Raw genomic sequence first — 22743 nt, 5'->3', positions numbered from 1 at the left:
AAAAATGACGTAAGTAAAATTTTATCCCTTTCTCCTGTTTTGTGGAGATAGGGATTTTCTTTCACCAACGTCATATATTGTACAACTAATAGTTGTGGATTATTTATAGTATTTCCACACAAAAAAACTTACCAAAAATGCAATTGCATCTTTGGTAAGCTTTTAATTTCTCATTATTATCTGCGTCGATTACGTAAGAAAGTCGGAATATCGAGCGCGTCATCTTGATGATTATTTTGAGGTTGGCGTGGAGGTTCCTGTTGTTGGAACTGTGGCGCTTCCTCCCTGCGTTCCCGCGTTGGCGGTTGTTGTACTGGAGGTTGTTGTTGTTGTTGTTGTTGTTCACGTGCCTGTGGACGTCCTGCACCGAAACCAGCGCTTCTAGACGGACGTGATACCGTTAGTTGCTCTTCGGTAAATCCAGTTGCAATGACTGTCACAATAATCTCGTCTTTCAAGTTATCATTGATAACCGATCCGAAAATCATATTCACATCTTCATCTGATGCTGAAGCTACGATATCTGCAGCTTCCTGCACTTCGAACAAACTCAGGTTAGAACCACCTGTGATATTCATAAGTACGCCTTTGGCACCGTCAATCGAAGTTTCAAGTAGAGGACTCGAGATAGCCTTTTTCGCAGCTTCTGACGCACGATTTTCTCCCGTTGACATACCGATTCCCATTAGAGCAGAACCTTTATTGGACATAATTGTTTTAACATCCGCAAAGTCCAAGTTAATAAGTCCAGGTACAGCGATCAAATCAGAAATACCTTGTACCCCTTGACGAAGTACATTATCAGCCTCGCGGAAAGCTTCCAACATAGGTGTATTTTTGTCTACGATTTCTAGTAACTTATCATTTGGAATGACTATTAGCGTATCGACAGATTCTTTCATTGCCGTAATACCACCGATTGCCTGTGTCTGGCGTTTGCGACCTTCAAATGTAAATGGTCTTGTTACGACTCCGACCGTCAGTGCACCAAGATCCTTCGCGATTTGTGCGATGACCGGAGCAGCACCCGTTCCTGTTCCTCCACCCATACCTGCAGTGACAAAGACCATATCCGCTCCACGCAATGCCTCTTCCAGCTGCTCTTTACTTTCTTCAGCGGCTTTTTTACCAACTTCTGGATTTGCACCTGCTCCAAGTCCCCGTGTCAGTTTACCGCCAATTTGCAACTTCACTTCTGCAGTAGAAAGATTCAAAGCTTGCGCATCTGTGTTTACTGCAATAAACTCGACTCCCTGTACCCCATGTTCAATCATTCTATTTACAGCATTGTTCCCACCGCCACCTACACCAATTACTTTAATGACGGCTAACGCGTCAACATTCGTGTCAAATTCCAGCATCGTTTCTCCTCCTAATCCATTACATACAATTATTTAATACCCTTATTCGAAGAAATTATCGAAAACTCTTTTAGCCTTATCCATTAATCCTGGTTTCTTCTCTTTGCTGCGTTCTGCCGATTTTTTCTTATTAACAGGAGCCGCCGAATGACTATCCGATTCTACTGTCGGTGAATCTGGCACATGGCCAAAATAAGAATCTTGCATATGCGCATAACGGATAAGACCAACCGCTGTCGTATACATCGGTTCTCTAACCCCGATGTATTCAGGTGTATGAATTCGAACTCTCGTTTTTAGCACATGTCTGGCAAGTTGAAGTAAACCATCCATTTTCGTTATTCCACCGGTCAACACTACACCACCGGGTAGATCCCTTACACCCATCCGATACAGTTCTTCCAGGATGAGATCAAAAAGTTCCTCAAGCCGTACACCGATGATTTCAGATATGTATCGTTGACTGTATTGATCTTTTGAATCAGCACCGATCACAGGCACTTCAAACAACTCATCATCAGATGCATCATCAGAGAATGCATGTCCATACTGGTGTTTAATTTTTCTTGCTTGTTCGGTTGGGGTTTTTAAAATAATTGATAAATCCTTTGTAATATGATCCCCACCCACAGGGATAACAGCTGTCGACATGAATCTGTTTTGACCGAAAATCGAAACTGTCGTAGACCCGCCGCCAATATCAATGTAAGCAGTACCATGGTTTTTTTCATCATCCGTTAATGCGAATGTACCAGCCGCAAGCGGTTGTAGGTAAATTTCTCGTATCACAAGTCCTGCACGTTCTACACAGCGTAATATATTATGAACCAATGTTTTTGATGTAGTAATTAGCGTGCCGTCCATTTCCAAACGTACGCCTATCATTCCACGTGGATCCGTTATTTCATCATAATCGTCAACAATGAATTGTTTTGGAATAATATTAACAATTTCTCGTTCAGGTGGAACAGACATAACTTGTGCTGATTTCATGACTCGATCCAGATCATCGTCAGTGATTTCACGATTTTCCGAGTTAACTGCAACAACGCCTTTGACATCCTGTAATAGTACGCCATTTGCAGGTATACCAAGTATGACTTCACGAATTTGCATTCCTATCATTCTTTCAGCCTGTTCTACAGCTTTTCGGATAGTCTGAACGGTTGCATCTATATCGATAATTGTTCCTTTTCGGATTCCCGCGGATTGTACATTACCAACTCCGATAACATGTAGGGATCCACCATCTACTTCTCCGATTAATACTTTAACCGATGAAGAACCTATATCAAGTGATACATATAGTTCTGATTGGCTCAATTGCTGGCACCTCCCATATCAACTCTTAACTCCCATTCTATTGTATCAGGAGCGTATTGTCTAAATATTTTCGACATACTTTGTTCAAACCCTTTCATTACAATACATTAGTATTTGAAATCTTACCTCGTTCCGTCCACTTTACAAGTAAAATTCTTCTAATGACGGCGATATTTTGGAATAACCTGACCCCAAAGGCAAAGATTGCTGCCAGGTACAGATCGACTCCAAGGTGCACTCCTAGAAATGCCAGTGCTGCCGCTAGAGCGATGTTAAAGAAGAATCCCGATACGAACACCTTGTCATCGTATACTTGCTGTAAATGCGCCCTAATGCCTCCAAATAACGTATCTAAAGCGGCAAGTACTGCAATTGATAAATAATTATCGTATATTTGTGGAATTTGAATGTCTGACAAGAGTCCAAGCGAAATTCCAATTATGAGACCGAGTATAGGTAACCACATAAGTCATTCCCCTTTCGGCAATTCTTCTAAAAATTGATTATCAAATCTGTCTGGATAGCCTCGTATCTCAAGATCCATTTCGGGTTTCCCAACCTCGAGGATTAAATCGTCGATATAAAAGTCATCATGAATGGTCGAAGCCAATAAATAATTATACAACTTTTCACTTTCCGTAAACGTCGGGGAAATGATTTTAATGGTAAACGGGGGGGTAGATACATTTAGTCCATTTACAGTTGTCATACCGTTAATATCCCTGATTGAACTCAATATCGTAAACCGCTTACCATCTATTTCATAAGTAAGCCCATTAAACCTATTTAGCTCATTGACAAAACGTGTTAGCAAATCAGGTGATATCCCCGTTATCGGAATCCCAAATGCCACACTCTCCGGTGAAGGCTTTACCTTGATGACAATGCCAGGACCTTGAATGTCCGTGACGCCCGCTTGACGATAGAGTTTGTCCACTGTTTGGGTTAAGGCTGTTCCAGTATTTTCATCGTTCAACGATTTGTATGTAATAATCGTTTGGTCCAATTCACGAATTTCAGACAGCAATTCAGAATGAAATTGCTTTTCAGCTGCCAAGTCTTGACGGATTGCCCAAATATCCCTCGTATCCCTTTCTTCGGGACTTTTCAACGAATTGAATTGGACGGCAGACATGAATCCAACTAGGAGCAGGATTAAAGTAAATCTCCAATGTATTTTCTTCATCCGTCCAACCTCCTTTCGGATCCTCCTAGACCGTTATTCAACCTTCATCCAGTAATGCCGATAGTTGAATATCTTTTAATTGTTCAGTTGTAACCACAATATTATCCCGTATTAAACTGTCAATCACACCGCCTTTTAAATGGAGCGCGGATGCCAGTACATTCATATCCCCAATTGCTTCTATAACGAATGGTGCAGGAAATGTCTTGCCGTCCACCGTAATAACTGGTCCTGTGCATTTGATGTAAGAGTTTGATGTTATTCTTTGCCCATTTATCGCTAATCCTTGCGCTCCAGAAATCCTAAGTTCATTAATAACGCGAAGAATATGGCTTTCATGAACAATATAATCATTCGGATTCTGTTCAACCGGATCGTAATCGGCATCTTTCATGGTAATTTTGACACCTTGTCCGGCAGCAGGGATTACGCCAAGCAGCAAGCGGAGATCTTTGGCTTCTTCCACGAGATTGGCATGATTTTTCTCCCCTGTAGAGAATGAACGTTCATACTCACGTATCTCTTCCTGCTTGGCGGCGATTTCATCTGTCAATTCCTTATTCCGTTCCTGCTGACTAATTAAATTTTCCCGGTAATCCTCTTCTTTTATAAATGCAGGAGATTTAAAATTTGCGTCCTCCTGATTTATACCAAGAGTCCGATATGAAAACGCGAGAATGAAACCGAGTACGAGAAAGACAACAGAAAAAAGTATGCTCCTACCCCTCTTCTTGTAATCCTCATTAGTCTTCTTCGCCAATCGTATCCTCCTCCTCAATTAACCCGTACACTTTGCTGAAGGGAGTGAAAAATGTGCCGACTTCCATGTCTATTACACCTTTTTCATAGTCGTTCAATTGTGCAGTGATGTCGGGATAATAAGACATCTTTTCAGCGAAAGTTGAGATGAAGGCACGGACTTCAAATCCATCATCCATATAGATTGTAATACTATCCGTATCTGACTTATCTCCAGTGAATATTATTTCGGAAATGGAATGGAAGACTTCGTCCTCCATTTTTAACAATTGCTTTGTCATCCTTTTCCGTATCTTGGCAGACTTGAAATTGTTCAAAACTGGAGATTTCGCATCTGGAAGCAACAAATCGTTCGGAAATGTTTCCCCACTTTCTAGCAGAAGACTATATTGCCCTGCATCTTCCATATAAGCAACAGTCTCCCACTCAGTCACAGCGATTTCAACATTTCTAAACCATTTCCGAGAAACCGAGACTTTTTCTACACCGATAATCTTCTCCATTGACTCTTCAACTTCCCCCGTATTGAAGCTCCAGATAGACTTGTCCTTTAATAAACCGCTTTGTTCCTTATAAAATTCCGGTTGTTGGAGAACCGCTCCAGTTACAGTAATCTCTTCTACCTTACTGAATCGTGATTGGAAGTAAAGGATAGCCAGGAGCGCAAGGATGAACACGGTCAACATGAAAAGGAATTTTTTATTCGTTTTCTTGCGGCGTTTTTCCCGCATGGATGGAATTCGCTCTTCAATATCGATGACTTTGTCCATTTCGGCTCCTCCTTTATCATGACGATTTTTTTACAACTGTAAAATGCATAATTGTTCCAGCCGCTATCCAGGTAGTCATTAATGATGACCCTCCGTAGCTGATAAACGGCAAGGTGACACCGGTGACAGGCAATAGCCCAGAAACGACGCCGACATTTAAGAAGGTTTGAAAGATGATCATGGAACCCATGCCTGCTACCATTAAAAATGCATATTTACCTTTCGTTCTGATTGCTATTCCGAAAGTTGCTGCCAAAAGGACACCGAACAGGAACAAAACCACCGCGGCTCCAATAAATCCCGATTCTTCTGCAATTATTGAGAAAATGAAGTCATTTTGGGGCTCCGGCAAATAAAGATACTTCTGACGGCTATTCCCGTAACCATGACCAACCAACCCTCCTGGTGCAATGGCAAATAACGACTGAATCCCTTGAAAACCCGTACCAAGCGGATCATTCCAGGGATCAATGTACGATTTAATGCGATCTAACCTGTAAGGTGCCGCGGCAATCAACGCGATAAATGCACCTATTCCACCCAATCCTAAAAACATGAAAAAACGAAGCGGATATCCTGCAATAAACAGAATAACAAATGCAGAGACAATCATTATGACGGCGGAGCCTAAATCTGGTTGCAACATGATTAAAGCGGCCGGCAAGAGTATCAACCCGATATGACTAAACTGGAAAACTCTTTTTCCAGTCGAATTAGCGATACTACAAGCTAGTTTTCCGATCAATGCGACTTTGATGAATTCTGCCGGTTGGAGACTGAATGGTCCAAATGCAATCCAACTTTGGGAGCCGTTTCGTACTGCGCCGATTCCAGGTATAAGAACCGCAATGAGTAATAAAATCATCGCAATATAAAATACCGTCCACGTTTTCGAATTCGATGTTAGTGGACTTTTCATGATAATGATTCCAATACCAATAGAAACCGCCATATAAATGGCTTGTTTTACAATGAAAGGGGAGGAATCAGCATAATGGACAGCTCCCCAATAAGAACCGGCGGAATGGACAAAAGCCAATCCGATGAGCGACAGCGTCACGGCAGAAATAATAAAAGACGTTTTCAACTTAGCTTCCAGTGAACGCATCCTTCCGCAAATTTGCTAGATCAAGCAAGGATTTTTATTAAATCCCATGCGAATAGCATTTAATCATTTAAAAACCTACAATTTCATGACTGCACTTATGAATTGATCGCCCCGGATTTCAAAATTAGGGTATTGATCCCAACTTGCGCAAGCCGGTGACAGTAAAATAATATCGCCTGTCTCTGAAAGCGGATATGCTTTTCGTACTGCATCTTCCATATCTTCAGCTTGAATAATAACTGAGACATCACAGGATGCTGCAAACTCCGAAAACGTCTCTGCGGTTTCTCCGACTGCAATGACCGATTTTACATTTGTCATGTAGGGTCTTAATTCTTCAAATGATTGACCTCGATTCAGTCCCCCCGCAATCAGGATAGTTGGGACATTGAAAGCTGCCAAAGCACTTTTTGTAGCAAGCGTGTTCGTTGCTTTCGAATCGTTATAAAACTTTCGTCCATGTAATTCTTTCACAAACTGCATTCGATGTCGTACACCTGTAAAGGAACTTAGAACACTTTCGATTGCTGATTTATCACAACCTAATAGAATAGCTGCAGCAGTTGCCGCAAGAATATTTTCTAGATTATGCTGTCCAGGTAACTTGATGACGGAACGCTTTACATAAAGTTCCCCATTCCAGTATATTTGCTGATCATCAGCTGATATTCCATGCTCTTTTTTTCCAGTTAGTGAAAAAGGAATTTTCCTAGCACTTGAACGGGCAGCATACTTACTCAGTTCCGGCTGATCATCATTGAATATAAGATAATCTTGCTCTGTTTGATTTTTTGATATTCCATACTTTGCTTCCGCGTATGCTTCAGATGTCCCATGGTAATCTATATGTGAGTCATATAAATTTGTCCAGATGGCTATTTCAGGGCGGAATGACTCTGTTCCCATTAGTTGAAATGAAGATGCTTCAAGAACAATAATGTTTTCCTTCGTAGCTTTCTCTGCGACAGTGCAAGAGACTGTTCCGATGTTGCCAGCAATCAGTGGATGTTTACCACCAATACTAAGCATATGGTACAGCAAAGTCGTCGTTGTTGTTTTACCATTGGATCCTGTAATTCCGACGATTTGCGCTTCACTTATCCTGGATGTAAGTTCAATTTCCGTCCACACTGGAATTCCTTTGCGGAGTGCCTCTTCAACAACAATATTGCTATAAGGGATTCCCGGATTTTTGACAACGAAGTCATAGCTTTCATCAAGGATATCGGCTGGATGACCGCCGCAAATAACACGTATTCCAAGTGCTTGAAGTTCTATTGTCTCCGCATCCCCTTTCGACGGCGCTGCATCATTAACAGTCACAATCGCCCCGGATGAATGCAATAGGCTTGCCGCGGCATAACCGCTTTTCGCAAGACCTAAGACAAGAACATTTTTCCCCTTAAACTGATTTGGATTCTTCAATTACATCACCTCCAACAAGACAGGGAGAATTGCTGCGAAGAAAGCAACACCCCAAAAAACAATTACAATTTTCCACTCGGACCAGCCCGATAATTCAAAATGATGATGGATCGGACTCATCTTAAATACCCGTTTACCCGTCGTTTTGAAACTAATTACCTGGATAATAACAGATAGCGTTTCAACGACATAGACAATTCCAATAATAATAAGAAGGAATTCCTGTTTAATTAAAACAGATATCATCGCGAGTGCACCGCCGAGTGCCAATGACCCTGTATCACCCATGAAAACTTTGGCTGGCTTAACATTGAATACAAGGAAGCCAAGCATTGCTCCCGTAACCACGAAAGCAAAGATTGCAATATCATGTTGTCCGTAAACCAATGCATGGACTCCAAATGCAGCAAAAGCAATTGATGAGGTTCCTGCCACGAGTCCGTCTAGTCCATCTGATAAATTCACTGCATTGGAAAACCCGACAAGCCAAAAAATGAGAAAGGCCACATAGAATATACCAAGTTCTATTTTAAAGTCGGTAAAAGGTATTTGAACCGCAGTATCAAACGGCCCCAGCTTCAATAGGAAGAATGCTGCAATTGCAACTATAATTTGCCCAATCAGCTTTTGAATGGACGTCAGTCCTAAGTTCCTTTTTAAAACAACGATTATGAAGTCATCCAGGAAACCGATGACCCCAAAACCAATCAGAACAAGCAAAAGGACTATCGTCTGAGTCGTCAGTACATCGTATATGTATGAAAGGCCAAGTGTTGTAATGATAATCGAACCGATAAAGATGAGCCCGCCCATTGTAGGTGTACCCGCTTTTTTCTGATGGGTTTTAGGCCCTTCCTCTCGGATACTCTGCCCAAACTTCATTCTTCTGAGAGCTGGGATGATTAAAAACCCTAAAAGTGTAGATATGATAAACGCGACCACAATGGCCGTCAACGTAGTGACAAGTGTCATGATTTTTTCTCCTTCTACCTTCTGAGACAGTTTGTAAAAATACACCGTCACAGACTTTGCTTTTATATGTGTTATTCTGTGTAAACGTGGATAATATCATCAACCGTAATCAATGTATCCGCTGTGGGGAACTGATATTTCACTTTTTCTCCTGAACCATGCCACTCGATACGGTACGTATACAATTGACTTGTGAGCTTACTTTTCTTCATTCCCGTTAGATCGGGCACTCGGTGTGACAATGAATCTCCCCACCTGTATTCTTTGTCAATTTGACCTTCCCTATGCGTAATTCCAGCAAGCGGAGCAATCTCCTCAATAATGCGTCCTACGATAGGAGCCGCAATAACGCCTCCGAACTGAACTGAGTTTTTCGGGCTGTCAATTGCAATATAAACAAGCAATTCAGGATCATCCGCTGGTGCAAATCCTATGAATGATACGATATATTCTCCATCTTTATAAGCTCCATCAACAACTTTTTGTGCAGTACCTGTCTTCCCACCAACACGAAGTCCGTCTGTAAATGCATTACGTCCAGATCCATTTGCCACCACTGATTCCAATGACTCCCTCACCTGTTTGGAGGTTTCTTCACTAATCACACGTCGCTGCATTTCAGGCTCAAATGTTTGGATTGACTTCCCTTTATCATCCATGATTTCTTTAACAATGTATGGACGATACAGATAACCGCCGTTAATCGCTGCGGCAACCGCTTGAACTTGTTGGATAGGAGTTACTGAAATCCCTTGACCAAATGCCGTTGTCGCTTGCTCGACGGGACCAAACGCTTTTTCGGAAAATAAAATCCCTTTCGATTCGCCTGCAATGCCTGAACCAGTCGACTGGCCAAAGCCGAAGTCTCTAATATACTTATTCATTTTTTCCGGTCCCAATCGCTGGCCAATTTCAACAAATCCAGGGTTGCATGAATTTTCAACGACTTCAAGGAATGTCTGTTCCTTATGGCCTTCTCTTTTCCAACAGCGCAATCTCGCTTTTCCAACCATTACATAACCTGGATCATAAAACTGTTCCTTTTGAAGATCTATCACTTTTTCTTCAAGTCCCGCGGCAAGTGTCAGAATTTTGAAAGTCGAGCCAGGCTCGAAAGTCATCCAGACAGGCAAGTTTCGATTATAAATACTCGGATCTACATTTTGAAAGTCTGCAGGATGAAATGTCGGGGCAGAGGCAAGTGACAGCAATTCGCCCGTTTTCGGATTCATGATGATTGCAAGTGCTTGGGTCGCATCATACTTTTCCATGGCTTGCATTAGTTCCCGCTCCACTATTTCCTGCATGCGTAAATCGATTGTCAACTCGACATTAGCACCTTTTGCCCCTGTTTTAAAACCATCATCCACATGGGGAAGCGGAAGCCCTTTTGCATCTGTATACAATCGGATATTATCGCCAGTTCCTTTCAAGATTTCGTCATATGCGTACTCGATACCTGCAAGTCCTTGGCTATCATATCCCGTAAAGCCTATCAATCTAGATAACAGCTCGCCATTCGGATACTCCCTGACAAAATCGACACCCGTATACAATCCATCTATTTGCAGTCGAGCAATTTCATCCGCCTGCTCTTTCGTAATGTTTTTTCCTTCGGGCGCTAATTTAACCATAACTTCTCTTTGCGCCATTTTCTTTTCCAGTTTAGCAGCATCTACTTCTAAAACACTTGCCAGCGCAATCGCTGCACTTTTCACTTCACGATTTTGAGATGGCATAAAGTACAGTGTTGGTGCCAATTTATTGCCAACAATTAAATCCCCATTCCGATCTACTATGTTCCCGCGAATCCCGCCGAACGGGATTTCACGATCCCAATTTGCTTCTGCGCGTCCCTTCAGTAATTCATGTTTTATAATTTGCACATGGAATAACTTGACAACGACCATTGCAAGGCAGATAAGAAAAATAACAAATACCGCTCGTAATCTCTTTTTAGATTGTAATTGTATAATCGTCCGCAGCGGTTACACACCTCTCGTTTTTATATCAACGTATGATGTGACGCGGTTCGCTATTCGTTATCCGCCTACTTTACTCTCTTCTTCTTCGGTCTCTTCTACGGGTTTATAGATTTCAGAAGGTGATTCTAAGTGAATCACTACGGGCTCATCATCCCCAATTACAGACCCTTTTGAAAGGCTTTGTTCAGTAACATAACCATCCCCGTTAATCCGAATATCAAGTCCAGATAACATTTTATACGAAAGAACCATTTTTTTCGACCATCCCATAAAGTCAGGTAATGTATTCGGTCCCTTTGTTCGCAATAGGACGACTGAACCTTTAACTAGTTTCGTTCCGGCCTGTGGATATTGGATGTCAATTTCCCCACCCTCACCAATTATTTCCGGAACAAAGCCATCTTTTGTTAATTTTTCAATTGCTACTTTCGAATCTTCCCCAGTATATTCACTGAGAACAGTCGGTTCAACGATATCATCTCCGCTTGGAACAATGTTCTTGTAGCGCAAACTGTTGTCCATAATTGAAGTAAATAGTTTTGAAACAGTATCTGAACCGATTTCCCCCGCTTTTAGTTTCGGTTGCTGAACAACAATATACGTTAACAGCTGCGGATCTTCAGCTGGCGCCATCCCAAGGAATGAATACAAGTAATTCCCATTACCGGATAAATAGCCTTTCCCAGATGGAATTGGTATTTGTGCGGTGCCTGTCTTACCACCGACTGTATAGCCATCGAGGGCAAACTTTCTACCTGTACCTTTTTCAGAAGTCACAGTGGAAGCGAGCAACTCTCTCACTTCTTTTGCTGTCTCAGCAGAAATCGGGCTTCCATGCTCTTCAGGTTTTTGATCTTGAATGACTTTACCCGTATTTGGATCGGTAATTTTATCAATCACATACGGTCTCATCATGACACCATCATTGGCAATTGCAGTACCTGCTTGGATCATCTGCATTACTGTAACTGTGGAGCCTTGTCCAAAGGCAGTAGTCAATCGTTCAATCGGATAATTGTCTAGAATTTTTCCCGAAGCTTCATGTGGCAAGTCAATTCCGGTCTTTTCCCCGAATCCAAATTTCCTCATATACTCGATGAATGTTTTATCACCCATTTTTTCCAGTAAATAAGCCATGGACACATTCGAAGACCTTTGGAAGCCTTCAAGGAATGAAATATAACCCCATCCTACTTTATTATGATCGCGTACTGTCACATCATAGAGTTTATATTGTCCCGATTTATAGAAGTCAGTAGGATTCCACTTATTTTCTTCAATTGCCCCAGCTACTGTAAACATTTTAGTTGTTGAACCAGGTTCAATCGTTGTTTCAACAGCCTGATTTAACCAGTTCTCCGTAAGTCCTTCACGAGTAGATGGATGAAATGTGGGTCTCTGACTCATCGCAAGTATTTGCCCCGTTTTAGGATCTGCAACAACAGCGAGTATACTTTTCGGTGAATACTCTTTTTCTACGCGGTTCATCGCATCTTCCACGAAGTTTTGAATCGTTTTATCAAGCGTCAGTTGAATTTCATAGCCGTCTTTAGGCGCAACAATTGCTTTTTCCGCTTTTGGCAACATAAACCCGAAACCGTCCGACTTAAAGTTCACTATTCCATCGGTCCCGTTCAACTGTTCATTATACGTCTTTTCAAGTCCCATTTTACCGACAGTTGCAATATTGCCGTTGGTATCTTCTTCCTTCATAGCAAATCCAATTAAATACGATGCAAAAACACCGTTCGGATAATACCTTTTCAGGTCTTCAATAAACAGGACTCCTGGTAGTTTTTTCTCTCTAATCGCCAACACCGTTTCGTTGGTGATGTCACGACCAGCATTCCCAAACTCTACTTGATATTTATCATTGTCTTTTGCTTCAGTCAAGCGAGAAAGAATTGCATCTTTTTCAAGCGGAATGTATTCGGCGAGCACTTCAGCAGTCTTTTCATAATCGACAACATGCAATGGTTTTTTCGATCCTTTACTCGCGCTTTCACTCAATACAACTATGAGCCGGTAACTCAATGTATCGGAAGCTATTAACTCACCATTACGGTCTACAATCGTTCCCCGGTCTGCTTTTAAAACCGATTCTCGAGCGTATTTCGTTTCGGCAAGTGTCGCCATCACTTTACCCTCCGCTTGTCCCGTCACTTGAATGAACAAAATTCTTCCGAACAAAAGAAAAAAGAGCCCTCCGTATACCAAAAACATCAGAAAGGCTCCCCATTGGAATCGAAACTTTTTTTTCATCGTCCCGGCACAACCTTTACGTTGTTCTCGTTCGGCTTCAAGCCAAGTTCCTTCGCTTTCTCCCATATCTGCTCATATGTGGATTTTTCTTTCACTTGGATGGACAATTCCATATTCTTTTTTGATGTTTCTGTAATATCTCTTCCAAGCAATTGCACTTCCCTGTTGGTATCATTAATTTGGGCTTGCGTATGTAAAATCATAGTTGAGAAAAGAACCAGAACTGTTGAAAACAGCACGAATAAGAATTTCTCCCCGAAAGAAAAAACTTTCCGGGAAGGACGTATTTGAGGTTGTTTCCTAGGAATATCTGGTGTTTCTAGTTCTCGTACATATGTCGTCTGGAATTTTCTTTGTTCTAATGCCATTCACACATTTCCCCCTCTACTTTTTTTCGACAATCCTTAGTTTTGCGGAACGTGCCCGCTTATTCACATCTAACTCTGTTTCACTTGGTACAATAGGTTTTCTTGTCACCAATTTCAATATAGGTTCCATGCCTTCCGGTATAACTGGTAAGTTCGGTGGAAGATCCGGTAAAGAGGATGCTTCTTTAAAAATTGTTTTACATAATCTATCTTCCAATGAATGGAATGTAATTACGCTTATACGTCCGCCAGGATTGAGCAAAGTGATTGCTTCCGTTATCGAATCTTCGGCTGCACCAAGCTCGTCATTCACTGCAATCCGGATCGCTTGGAATACCCTCTTCGCTGGATGCCCACCAGTCCGTCTTGTAGCCGCTGGAATACTCATTTTGATTAATTCTGCAAGTTCCGCAGTTGTCTCAATTGGAGCTTGCTGTCGAACTTCTTCAATTTTACGTGCTACTCTTTTTGAAAATTTCTCTTCACCGTAACGGAAAAAGATTCGTACTAGGTCTTCATAGGACCATTCATTAACAACTTCATGAGCAGTTAACAAAGCATCTGTGTCCATCCGCATATCAAGAGGGGCATCCAAATTGTAGCTAAATCCACGTTCAGGTGTATCAAGCTGTGGAGATGACACGCCTAAGTCATAAAGGATGCCATCAACTGTAGAGATACCAATCTTACCTAGCTCAGATTTCAAGTTTCTGAAATTCGAATGCACAAATGTAACTTGGGGAAGATAATCCTTCAATCGTTCTTTTGCAACTTCTATCGCCGTAATATCCTGATCAAAACAAATCAGTCTGCCTCCAAGCGATAATTTTTTGGCGATTTCTAAACTATGACCTGCCCCACCTAGTGTGCAGTCGACATAGATGCCGTCATTTTTTATAGCCAAACCCTCGACGGCTTCGTGAAGTAAAACTGTAGTATGGTTAAAAATTGAAACCGCCCACTTTCATAATTTCATTTTCATTAAAAATCAAAGTCGATAATATTTTCTGCAATTTCATTGAATGATTGTTCAGATTCATCATAATAGGCATCCCACAATGCTTTAGACCAAATCTCAATACGGCCTGAAACACCGATTACGACACAATCCTTTTCAACCTTCGCATATTGGAGTAATGAAGAAGGAATATTGATGCGGCCTTGCTTGTCCAATTCAACTTCCGTTGCACCGGAGAAGAAAAACCTTGCAAATGCGCGGGCATCTTTTTTCGTCACTGGCAACGCTTTCAGCTTTTCTTCAAGGAGTTCCCATTCTTTCATTGGATAACCGAAGAGACAGTTGTCCAGGCCACGAGTCAACACAAAGCCTTCTCCCAAGTGTTCCCGAAACTTCGAAGGAACAATCAGACGACCTTTTATATCGACAGTATGCTGATATTCGCCCATGAACATACTCTTCACCCCACTATATGAAATAAATGTACCACATCCCCCCACAATCCTCCACTAGTATCCTAAAATTAATCCAGATTCGTATTAAAATGTGTCAATAGTACTTGTTTCAATGAGATTGAATACAAGAAAAGCGTAAGGCGCCGTCCAGCTCCGACAGGCATAAGACGGGTCGGCGGAGCGGCGTCCTTTGCCCGGGAAGGATGCAGTTCAATCCTTCCTAGCCGAACCGACTTATGACCCGAGGAGTTGGCGCCTGGAGCTAGACAACAAAAAAAACACAAAACACTCTGCCTGCACATTTATGCAAGCAAGAGTGTTTTGTGTTGTCAGTCTTTACAGATATATAATTTTGTGTGTCCCATCCATTTCGTAGGGCAATTGAAGAAGGTCATTTATAAGCGTCGGTCCGTAACCGTTCAAATAAGCATATGGCGGATAAAGCCGCTCTTGTAGTACGCCTTCAGGGAATAATTCTCCTTCTAGAATACCGTATGTACGGAGTGCAGTGGCGTGTTTCAATAACACTTCCTCTTCAGCTTTTCCTTTTAAATAACCCAGTTGTTTTTTGTGGAATTGTAAATTCTTTATTAGCAATTCTTGCATAGTTGTTCCTTGCCGATCTGTGAATTCAGCAATTTTTTCATACTGTTTGCGAAGGATTTCTTCTGTTTCATCCATCACTGAATCGAAACCTTCATCAGTCAATCCGCTAATGAATTGTTCCCGCGCAGTTAGTACCGCTCCTGACATGACTTCTTCAACAGTCATAGACTTCTCTTTCAGCGCATGTTGCACTTGTGTAGTTACCAGCGTCATGGACATGCGTGGAACAATAATCGGCATTTTCATGTCTAGATGATGAAATGCTTCTTTCAAGACTGACCAATATGCTATTTCTCCCGGTCCACCAACGAAAGCGAGTACAGGGAATACCATATCCTGCATAATCGGTCTGGTCGCAACATTATTACTCAATAGCCACGGCGTTTCTTCAGCAATTCGCAGCATATCTATTTTCGAAAATTGCAAGCCTGAACTGTCATTTACAAAATAACCATCTCTTCTAGATAAAAGAACTCGACCTGTATCATGCACGTAGAATAAGTTTGCAGCATCAGATTCAGCGCCAAGCGGAGTACCATATCCTTTTTCAGCAAACAATTCTTCCTTACTCTTGACTGCTTCTGCAATACGCTCGGATTCTACAATAAGTCGAACAAAATGTTTCTTTTCGAGCTCCCGTAGCTGTTTAGCAGCCGAATCTATAAATAACAGTCCTTCATTTTTAAAAAGGCCATTCATCAGTCTGACAAAGAAGTGTGTAAACGTATCTTCTATCTCTACCGCACCTAGGACTTCGTCCAATAAAGCTTTCGTATTTGAAGTTTCACCAAATTTACCAAACGTATCTTTGACAAACGACGACAGCATTTTCTTGTCATATACCGCATCTGATGCCATAAGCTTAAGAACGAACTTTTCACGGTATTGATTTTTCGTTGCCTGTCCATCCATTTCAGTGTAAATATGATTGATTTCATTTAAGTCATGGTCTTCACCTGCAACCCAAAAGACAGGTACTACCGGAACGTTTAGTTTTCCCCTTTGCTTACGTGCAAGTAAAATAACTGTGATCGCTTTATGAACAGAGTATAAAGGTCCAGTTAAAATACCGGCTTGCTGACCGCCAATTACAGTGACTGCATTTTCTGCAAGTTCATTGATATGCGAATTTGCAACCGCGGAAATACCAAATGGTTCCATGAATGTACGAATTGCATCTGCTAGCTGAGCTCTTTCGAAATTACGGCCCGCGAGTTCATTAAGTCTTGCAGGATAGGAACTCTCTTCGTTTTTATAATCGAAAAACATATGTAAAAATTCTTTATCGTTATTATACGATTGCATCACTTTATTCTTTTCTTGTAATGCCAATACTTCCAATTCCATTATTCATGCCCCTTTGTAACTATCGGTATGAAGAGAGTATAACATTCCAAGTTACAGGATTGAAAAATATACGCTTATACATAATTCGTTTAATTAACATACTCGACAATTCTCAGTACAGTTCCCGTAACTAAGAGGCTCAAATAGACAACCATTAAAACTAGGAAATAAAATCTCCATATTTTCCGTAACAGCCGGCCAACACGAAATTCCTTCACTCTACTGCGTTCTATGAATGAAAAAATAATCGCGAGAATGATTGCAAATCCTCCAATATAAAACCCTAATCCCTTCCCGAATATGGTATTAGATACAATATAAACAGCAATGAACAAGAACGGAGTCGTCAAATCCGCGGCGAACCCAATAACGGAAACGGGCGCTTTTCCAAGCTTTCTCATAATAATTAGGATGACAATTGTAACAATGAAAGGGAACAAAATGATTGTCCCTAAAAGTGCAGGAATCACTCCATCCATGTCCCTTCCCCTTTCCAATCAATTGCATACAGCATCTGTTCCAGCGCCGATAGGAGAGGTAACGACTTTCCCTGTCCTCTTGCCTTTCGGATAGTTGCAGAAACGATTGTATCTATTTCCATAGGATTTCCGGACATACGATCTGACAGCATTGACGATTTGTTGTTTGCCGTTTTTTTGCAGACATCCGCTACTTCTTCATAAGATAGAACCGATTGTATTTCTGGAAAGGCGTACATCAATTCTTTATATAGGGTATTAAGTAAAGTAAGGCAATGAGCGTTTGTAAGTAACTCTCCGTTTTCCACTTTAAGAATGGCAGTCAAAGGATTGATCATACAGTTGACCATTACTTTTCGCATTAAAATCAGTTCTGCATCAGTATGGTAACTGACCGGGAATATATCTGAGCGTGCCTGTCCGATTAAATCAAATACGCCGTCCTCACCATTTAAAGTAGCGATTGTAAGCATCCCAATCCCATTATGAGAAACCGTTCGATCGTCTATTCGACGCGCTCCTTGTTCCACGGTGGCGAAAGCGATTTCCAAAGAATTAATGCTTTCCACAATTTCCAAATGACCAATTCCATTTTGAACGAACAATAGCGGATTCTTCAAACCTGCATCCTTTATTTCCATTAGAAGATTTTGAAGACCTGCAAATTTGACCGCAACAATACATAGTGCTGTTGGAGAAATCACTGTGATGTCCGTCGTAGATTTCGCGTGAAACACAAATTTAGTTCCGTCCTGGTTAATGCGCTGAATACCTTCTCCGCGAATGAGCTCCGCCTGCTCTTCTCTTCTGACGTAAAAAGTCACGTCCATTCCAGCCTCCGACAAGAATGATCCAAGCAACAACCCAATTGAACCCGCCCCAGCAATGACTACATCCATGTTTACCCTCCCCCAAAATGAAAAGGCCTACCTGAACAGCGGTAGACCTTTTTGTTCTTTATCTGATTATACAGGATACACTGGATGTTTTCTTGGTGGTTGAGGAATATCTTTTGTACTGTAGAAACGGAATCTATCTGCAAGTACACCTCTTAGACTGGATGGCGCTACAATTTCATCGATGATGAGTTCAGATGCCATCTTGTAAATATCAATTTCTTCTTTATACTCATTATGTTTTTCCAACACGAATGCAAGTCGTTCTTTCGGATCTTCAATCGCTTCGATTTTATTTGAATAGACCGCATTGACCGCAGCTTCAGGTCCCATGACTGCAATTTGAGCTGTGGGTAAAGCGATACAGACATCTGGTTCGAATGCAGGACCCGCCATTGCATAGAGACCCGCTCCATAAGCTTTACGAACAATTACAGATATTTTTGGAACAGTCGCCGAACTCATTGCCATAATCAATTTCGCACCATGACGGATGATTCCTGCACGCTCAACTTTTGTTCCAATCATAAAGCCAGGTACATCAGCTAAGAATAAAAGCGGAATTGAGAAAGCATCACAAAGATTAATAAACTTTGTAGCCTTGTCTGCAGAGTCAACAAACAGCACTCCGCCTTTCACTTTCGGCTGATTGGCAATGATTCCGACTGGCTGCCCCTCGATTCTGGCCAAACCAGTTATTATTTCACCAGCAAAAAGTTTTTTGATATCAAAATAACTTCCTTCATCAATCAATGCATCAATCGCCTCATACATATCGAACGGTGCATTTTGGTTTTCTGGAATAATTGCTTCAAGCGTCCGTCCAACTTTTGCTTCCACAGCTTCTTTCAATGCGGGTTTCTCCGTGAAGTTCGCTGGGAAAAACGCTAAGTAACGACGGGCTTCTGAAATTGCTTGCTCTTCATTTTCCGCAAGAACGTCACCGCAACCGCTCACTGAGCAATGCATGCGTGCGCCGCCCATTTCTTCCAATGTCACTTTTTCACCGATGACCTTTTCAGCCATTCGCGGTGAGCCCAAATACATTGATGCGTTGCCTTCCACCATAATAACAATATCGCAAAATGCCGGTATATACGCACCACCTGCGGCAGAAGGACCAAACAAAATACAAATTTGCGGAATGAAACCTGACAGTCGCACTTGATTGTGGAATATTTTCCCTGCACCGCGACGGTTCGGGAACATATCAAGCTGGTCTGTAATACGAGCACCTGCTGAATCTACGAGATATAGCATCGGTACACGGTTTTTTTCAGCAATCTCCTGTATACGAATAATTTTTTCAACAGTACGGGCTCCCCATGACCCTGCTTTGACTGTAGAATCATTTGCCATAACACAAACAGTCTGGCCATTCACTTTCCCCATCGCCGTCACGACGCCATCTGCCGGCAAATCTCCTGCCTCACAGTTAGCAAATCTGCCGTCTTCTGTATATTCCCCATCATCAAACAGAAGCTCGAGACGATCACGAACAAAGATTTTGTTCTGTTCTTTTAATTTCTCATGATATTTCGGTTGTCCCCCAGCAAAAATCCCTTGCAATTTTTCTTCAAGTTTCTCATTGTAAGCTGACTGTTCTGTAATTTTAGTCATTTATAATACCCCTTTCGTCGAGCGTTTTTACCCATTTCCCCTTGTTCCAAGCTACAAGCATCTTCTGCGTTTCTATGCGATCCAGCAAAAGGCGCCAACTCCTCGGGTCATAAGTCAGTTCGGCTATGCAGCAAAGGACGCCGCTCCGCCGAACCGCCTTATGCCTGTTGGAGGCCTACAGGATGTAGGTCATGCAGTGGGGAAGGATTGAACTTCATCCTTCCTAATTGCCGCAGGACGCGGCGACCTTTGACTGCCATCCCTTTTCCATGCGCCTTTTGCTTTTCTATGCTTCGATTGTCGCAAGAACATCTTCTTCATTTACGAAATCGCCGACTGACACTTTTATCTCTGTAATTTTCCCAGCTATTTCTGTTTCAATTGGAATTTCCATCTTCATCGATTCAAGTACGATAATTACTTGTCCCGCCGTTACTTCTTCGCCCACTGCTGCGTTTACTGTAAACACTGTGCCTGCCATCGTTGATTTTAATGCTGTCATTTTGTTATTTCCTCCTTTTGTTTTGCGCTCCACGTAGTTAAAACGGATGTTGAATAATCACCTGAATTAAATTCTTCAGATTTAAGGAAGTTATTGAATAGCGGTATATTCGTTTTTAAGCCTTCAATTTTCACTTTAGAAAAAAAATCTTCAGATTTCTGAATCGCTTCTGCCCTCGTTTGTGCATGAACGATTACTTTAGATATGAGTGGATCATAAAATGGTGTCACTTTGCCGCCTTCGATATATCCGGAGTCAATGCGGATTCCCTCTGTATTTCCCCAATCCAGCGTGTTAATCGTTCCTGGTGAAGGCATAAACTTAACCGGATCTTCCGCGTAAATACGGAATTCGATTGCATGCCCCTTCGACTTGATTTCATCCTGATTAATGACGGGCAATTCATTCCCTTTAACAATTTCAATTTGCCATTCAACTAGGTCAAATCCAGTCACTTCTTCAGTCACAGGATGTTCAACTTGTAGTCTAGTATTCATTTCAAGGAAGTAGAGTTCATTGTTTTCATCGACAATAAATTCGACAGTTCCAGCGTTCTTGTAGGAAACTGCTTTCCCGGCGTCAACTGCCGCTTTAAAAAGGCGTTTGCGCGTTTCTTCGGGTAAATGCGGTGAAGGTGATTCTTCTATTACTTTCTGATTGCGCCTCTGAACTGAGCAATTCCGTTCATACATATGGACAACGTTTCCGTAATTATCACCGAATATTTGTACTTCGATATGGCGTGCATCAGAAATGAATTTTTCAAGAAAGACAACATCATCTCCGAAGTATGCTTTTGCACGTGTTTTTACGGATTGAAAATGTTGACTGAGCGCTTGCTCATCTTCACAGCGAATCATTCCAATCCCTCCGCCACCTGCAGATGCTTTTAACATGATTGGATAACCAATATCTGCCGCCGCTTGAATTGCATCTTCCAAAGAAGCTATTCCTTCATCTGTTCCAGGTACAACTGGTACTCCTGCGGCTTTCATCGTTACTCGGGAACCAATTTTATCTCCCATTTTGTCAATTGTATCTGCATCAGGTCCTATGAAGCGAATTCCCGCCGCTTGAACTTTACGAGCGAATTCAGCGTTTTCCGATAGCAGTCCATAACCGGGATGAACGGCTTTTGCTCCGGTTTGTAATGCAATATCAATTATATTGTCCGCTTTCAAATAAGATTGTTGAACTTGCGCCGGTCCCAACAAGAAGGCCTCGTCCGCTTCTTTTACAAAGGGCATATCTTGGTCAGCCTCAGAATAGACCGCCACAGTTTTAATACCGAGACGTTTGCACGTTTTTATGATTCTAAGAGCGATTTCCCCACGATTCGCGATTAGTATTTTATCCATTATAATCCCCCAGACTTATTATGAAGTGAACTTACATTCCTTCTTTAGTTTATACGAAGAATGAAAGCGATTTCAACCTTTGTCCGAAAAAAACATATTTTCTTGCTATTTCATATTTTGTAGAATAGTAGAATTATAACATTTATTAAGGACATCCACCCTTTTGCAAAAAAATGCCCCACATGCATAATTCATGTAGAGCGGTAAATGTAACAATCTATTTTTTCGCTAAAAAATGAGCAACTGCTTCGTGATGCGTTTCTCTCCCCCAGAGAATTGAACATTGACGTGACTCTTCAATCATTCGATCTCGCATAAAATCAGCTGTCCACTTTCGTATGGCAATAGACTTATAAGCTCGATGAACAGACGGATGAACAGTGGACATCTTCGTGAGGAAATGTTCAAGTCCTTCTTCAGCGGAACCTCCATAAATTTCTGTCGCCCAACCCACTTCAAGGAGTTGGTCAGCCGTAAACACTTCAGCCTCAGACAACAGACGCAACACACGGTCATGCTTACCGTCTTTCTCAAACAATAATGTCGCACCACCCCAACCAGTCGTAATCGCCAGAGTTCCTTGGATGAAACCAGCTTTTACTGAGGATGAAACAACTCTGTAATCACATGCTGTCGCGATTTCACACCCGCCACCTACAGCCGTTCCATTGACGAGGGCAATGACAGGTATTGGCAGTGTAGCAACCCTATACAATAATCCTGCCATTTTACTTAACATCGGGTAAGCCTCATCTGTCGTTTGCAAAGCATGAAACTCAGTTAAGTCTCCCCCCGAACAGAATGCTCGGTCACCCGCCCCTGTTATGACTGCATATGCAACATCCGGGTCTCCCTCGATTTGATCAAGATATTGTTCAAGACCTTCCATGACCGCATAGTTAATGGCGTTGCGCCTTTCCGGACGGTCGATTGTAAATGTCGCAATTCCATTTTCGATTGTAATGTTATAAGACATATTCATTCCCCCATTGTAAATTGTTTC

21 protein-coding genes are annotated in these 22743 nt (G+C 41.8%); all 21 read right to left on the bottom strand.

Annotation, left to right across the window (positions count from 1 at the left end):
• Positions 1 to 176 precede the first annotated feature (176 nt).
• Positions 177 to 1361: a cell division protein FtsZ gene (gene ftsZ, locus AC1TO4_RS01780; RefSeq protein ID WP_482103900.1), complete on the bottom strand. Its 1185-nt coding sequence runs from the start codon at positions 1359 to 1361 to the stop codon at positions 177 to 179.
• A gap of 42 nt (positions 1362 to 1403) precedes the next feature.
• Positions 1404 to 2684, bottom strand: a complete 1281-nt coding sequence (gene ftsA / locus AC1TO4_RS01775; protein ID WP_482100362.1) for a cell division protein FtsA — start codon at positions 2682 to 2684, stop codon at positions 1404 to 1406.
• A 97-nt stretch (positions 2685 to 2781) separates the two neighbouring features.
• The gene (locus AC1TO4_RS01770; protein ID WP_482100361.1) at positions 2782 to 3150 is read right to left on the bottom strand and encodes a small basic family protein; all 369 of its coding nucleotides are present in this window, start codon (positions 3148 to 3150) and stop codon (positions 2782 to 2784) included.
• A 3-nt stretch (positions 3151 to 3153) separates the two neighbouring features.
• Positions 3154 to 3870 (bottom strand): DUF881 domain-containing protein, encoded by a 717-nt coding sequence (locus AC1TO4_RS01765; RefSeq protein ID WP_482100360.1) that lies wholly within the window; start codon positions 3868 to 3870, stop codon positions 3154 to 3156.
• Positions 3871 to 3907: 37 nt separating this feature from the next.
• Complete coding sequence (locus tag AC1TO4_RS01760) at positions 3908 to 4630, bottom strand: DUF881 domain-containing protein (RefSeq protein ID WP_482100359.1); 723 nt, start codon at positions 4628 to 4630, stop codon at positions 3908 to 3910.
• The gene (locus AC1TO4_RS01755; protein ID WP_482100358.1) at positions 4614 to 5399 is read right to left on the bottom strand and encodes a cell division protein FtsQ/DivIB; all 786 of its coding nucleotides are present in this window, start codon (positions 5397 to 5399) and stop codon (positions 4614 to 4616) included. Before AC1TO4_RS01755 ends, AC1TO4_RS01760 begins: the two co-directional genes overlap by 17 nt.
• Before the next feature lie 16 nt (positions 5400 to 5415).
• Positions 5416 to 6507, bottom strand: a complete 1092-nt coding sequence (locus tag AC1TO4_RS01750; RefSeq protein ID WP_482103899.1) for an FtsW/RodA/SpoVE family cell cycle protein — start codon at positions 6505 to 6507, stop codon at positions 5416 to 5418.
• 75 nt (positions 6508 to 6582) lie between these two features.
• Entirely contained in the window at positions 6583 to 7932 is a 1350-nt protein-coding gene (murD, locus tag AC1TO4_RS01745) for a UDP-N-acetylmuramoyl-L-alanine--D-glutamate ligase (RefSeq protein WP_482103898.1), read from the bottom strand.
• Entirely contained in the window at positions 7933 to 8904 is a 972-nt protein-coding gene (gene mraY / locus AC1TO4_RS01740) for a phospho-N-acetylmuramoyl-pentapeptide-transferase (RefSeq protein WP_482103897.1), read from the bottom strand. It abuts the gene before it with no gap.
• A gap of 71 nt (positions 8905 to 8975) precedes the next feature.
• Complete coding sequence (locus AC1TO4_RS01735; RefSeq protein WP_482104038.1) at positions 8976 to 10889, bottom strand: penicillin-binding transpeptidase domain-containing protein; 1914 nt, start codon at positions 10887 to 10889, stop codon at positions 8976 to 8978.
• A gap of 57 nt (positions 10890 to 10946) precedes the next feature.
• A complete protein-coding gene (locus AC1TO4_RS01730; RefSeq protein WP_482103896.1) occupies positions 10947 to 13112 on the bottom strand; it encodes a penicillin-binding transpeptidase domain-containing protein in 2166 nt (721 codons plus the stop codon).
• Positions 13113 to 13147: 35 nt separating this feature from the next.
• On the bottom strand, positions 13148 to 13519 hold the full coding sequence (gene ftsL / locus AC1TO4_RS01725; RefSeq protein WP_482100353.1) for a cell division protein FtsL: 372 nt from the start codon (positions 13517 to 13519) through the stop codon (positions 13148 to 13150).
• Positions 13520 to 13535: 16 nt separating this feature from the next.
• Complete coding sequence (gene rsmH / locus AC1TO4_RS01720; protein WP_482104037.1) at positions 13536 to 14468, bottom strand: 16S rRNA (cytosine(1402)-N(4))-methyltransferase RsmH; 933 nt, start codon at positions 14466 to 14468, stop codon at positions 13536 to 13538.
• A 32-nt stretch (positions 14469 to 14500) separates the two neighbouring features.
• Positions 14501 to 14932, bottom strand: a complete 432-nt coding sequence (gene mraZ / locus AC1TO4_RS01715; protein ID WP_482100352.1) for a division/cell wall cluster transcriptional repressor MraZ — start codon at positions 14930 to 14932, stop codon at positions 14501 to 14503.
• Between the two features lie 336 nt (positions 14933 to 15268).
• Positions 15269 to 16885, bottom strand: coding sequence for a bacillithiol biosynthesis cysteine-adding enzyme BshC (gene bshC, locus AC1TO4_RS01710; RefSeq protein WP_482103895.1), 1617 nt, complete (start codon positions 16883 to 16885; stop codon positions 15269 to 15271).
• A gap of 89 nt (positions 16886 to 16974) precedes the next feature.
• Positions 16975 to 17364 carry a DUF3397 domain-containing protein gene (locus tag AC1TO4_RS01705; RefSeq protein WP_482100350.1) on the bottom strand — a complete coding sequence of 130 codons (390 nt, stop codon included), beginning with the start codon at positions 17362 to 17364 and terminating at the stop codon, positions 16975 to 16977.
• Complete coding sequence (locus AC1TO4_RS01700; protein ID WP_482103894.1) at positions 17352 to 18263, bottom strand: ketopantoate reductase family protein; 912 nt, start codon at positions 18261 to 18263, stop codon at positions 17352 to 17354. Before AC1TO4_RS01700 ends, AC1TO4_RS01705 begins: the two co-directional genes overlap by 13 nt.
• Positions 18264 to 18329: 66 nt before the next feature.
• The gene (locus AC1TO4_RS01695) at positions 18330 to 19880 is read right to left on the bottom strand and encodes an acyl-CoA carboxylase subunit beta (RefSeq protein WP_482103893.1); all 1551 of its coding nucleotides are present in this window, start codon (positions 19878 to 19880) and stop codon (positions 18330 to 18332) included.
• 286 nt (positions 19881 to 20166) lie between these two features.
• Positions 20167 to 20382: an acyl-CoA carboxylase biotin carboxyl carrier protein subunit gene (locus AC1TO4_RS01690; RefSeq protein ID WP_482103892.1), complete on the bottom strand. Its 216-nt coding sequence runs from the start codon at positions 20380 to 20382 to the stop codon at positions 20167 to 20169.
• Entirely contained in the window at positions 20379 to 21740 is a 1362-nt protein-coding gene (locus AC1TO4_RS01685; RefSeq protein ID WP_482103891.1) for an acetyl-CoA carboxylase biotin carboxylase subunit, read from the bottom strand. Before AC1TO4_RS01685 ends, AC1TO4_RS01690 begins: the two co-directional genes overlap by 4 nt.
• Before the next feature lie 217 nt (positions 21741 to 21957).
• Positions 21958 to 22716: an enoyl-CoA hydratase/isomerase family protein gene (locus tag AC1TO4_RS01680; protein ID WP_482103890.1), complete on the bottom strand. Its 759-nt coding sequence runs from the start codon at positions 22714 to 22716 to the stop codon at positions 21958 to 21960.
• Positions 22717 to 22743: the final 27 nt, after the last annotated feature.

The organism is Sporosarcina sp. Y838, assembly GCF_056786515.1.
Note: the sequence above shows the minus strand (reverse complement) of the source record. Positions and strands in the feature narration are given on the sequence as shown.

Coding starts and splice junctions, on each gene's coding strand:
- ftsZ (WP_482103900.1), bottom strand. CDS start 1,361: ATGCTGGAATTTGACACGAATGTTGACGCGTTAGCCGTCATTAAAGTA.
- AC1TO4_RS01770 (WP_482100361.1), bottom strand. CDS start 3,150: ATGTGGTTACCTATACTCGGTCTCATAATTGGAATTTCGCTTGGACTC.
- AC1TO4_RS01765 (WP_482100360.1), bottom strand. CDS start 3,870: ATGAAGAAAATACATTGGAGATTTACTTTAATCCTGCTCCTAGTTGGA.
- AC1TO4_RS01755 (WP_482100358.1), bottom strand. CDS start 5,399: ATGGACAAAGTCATCGATATTGAAGAGCGAATTCCATCCATGCGGGAA.
- AC1TO4_RS01750 (WP_482103899.1), bottom strand. CDS start 6,507: ATGCGTTCACTGGAAGCTAAGTTGAAAACGTCTTTTATTATTTCTGCC.
- mraY (WP_482103897.1), bottom strand. CDS start 8,904: ATGACACTTGTCACTACGTTGACGGCCATTGTGGTCGCGTTTATCATA.
- AC1TO4_RS01730 (WP_482103896.1), bottom strand. CDS start 13,112: ATGTTTTTGGTATACGGAGGGCTCTTTTTTCTTTTGTTCGGAAGAATT.
- ftsL (WP_482100353.1), bottom strand. CDS start 13,519: ATGGCATTAGAACAAAGAAAATTCCAGACGACATATGTACGAGAACTA.
- mraZ (WP_482100352.1), bottom strand. CDS start 14,932: ATGTTCATGGGCGAATATCAGCATACTGTCGATATAAAAGGTCGTCTG.
- bshC (WP_482103895.1), bottom strand. CDS start 16,885: ATGGAATTGGAAGTATTGGCATTACAAGAAAAGAATAAAGTGATGCAA.
- AC1TO4_RS01705 (WP_482100350.1), bottom strand. CDS start 17,364: ATGGATGGAGTGATTCCTGCACTTTTAGGGACAATCATTTTGTTCCCT.
- AC1TO4_RS01700 (WP_482103894.1), bottom strand. CDS start 18,263: ATGGATGTAGTCATTGCTGGGGCGGGTTCAATTGGGTTGTTGCTTGGA.
- AC1TO4_RS01695 (WP_482103893.1), bottom strand. CDS start 19,880: ATGACTAAAATTACAGAACAGTCAGCTTACAATGAGAAACTTGAAGAA.
- AC1TO4_RS01690 (WP_482103892.1), bottom strand. CDS start 20,382: ATGACAGCATTAAAATCAACGATGGCAGGCACAGTGTTTACAGTAAAC.
- AC1TO4_RS01685 (WP_482103891.1), bottom strand. CDS start 21,740: ATGGATAAAATACTAATCGCGAATCGTGGGGAAATCGCTCTTAGAATC.
- AC1TO4_RS01680 (WP_482103890.1), bottom strand. CDS start 22,716: ATGTCTTATAACATTACAATCGAAAATGGAATTGCGACATTTACAATC.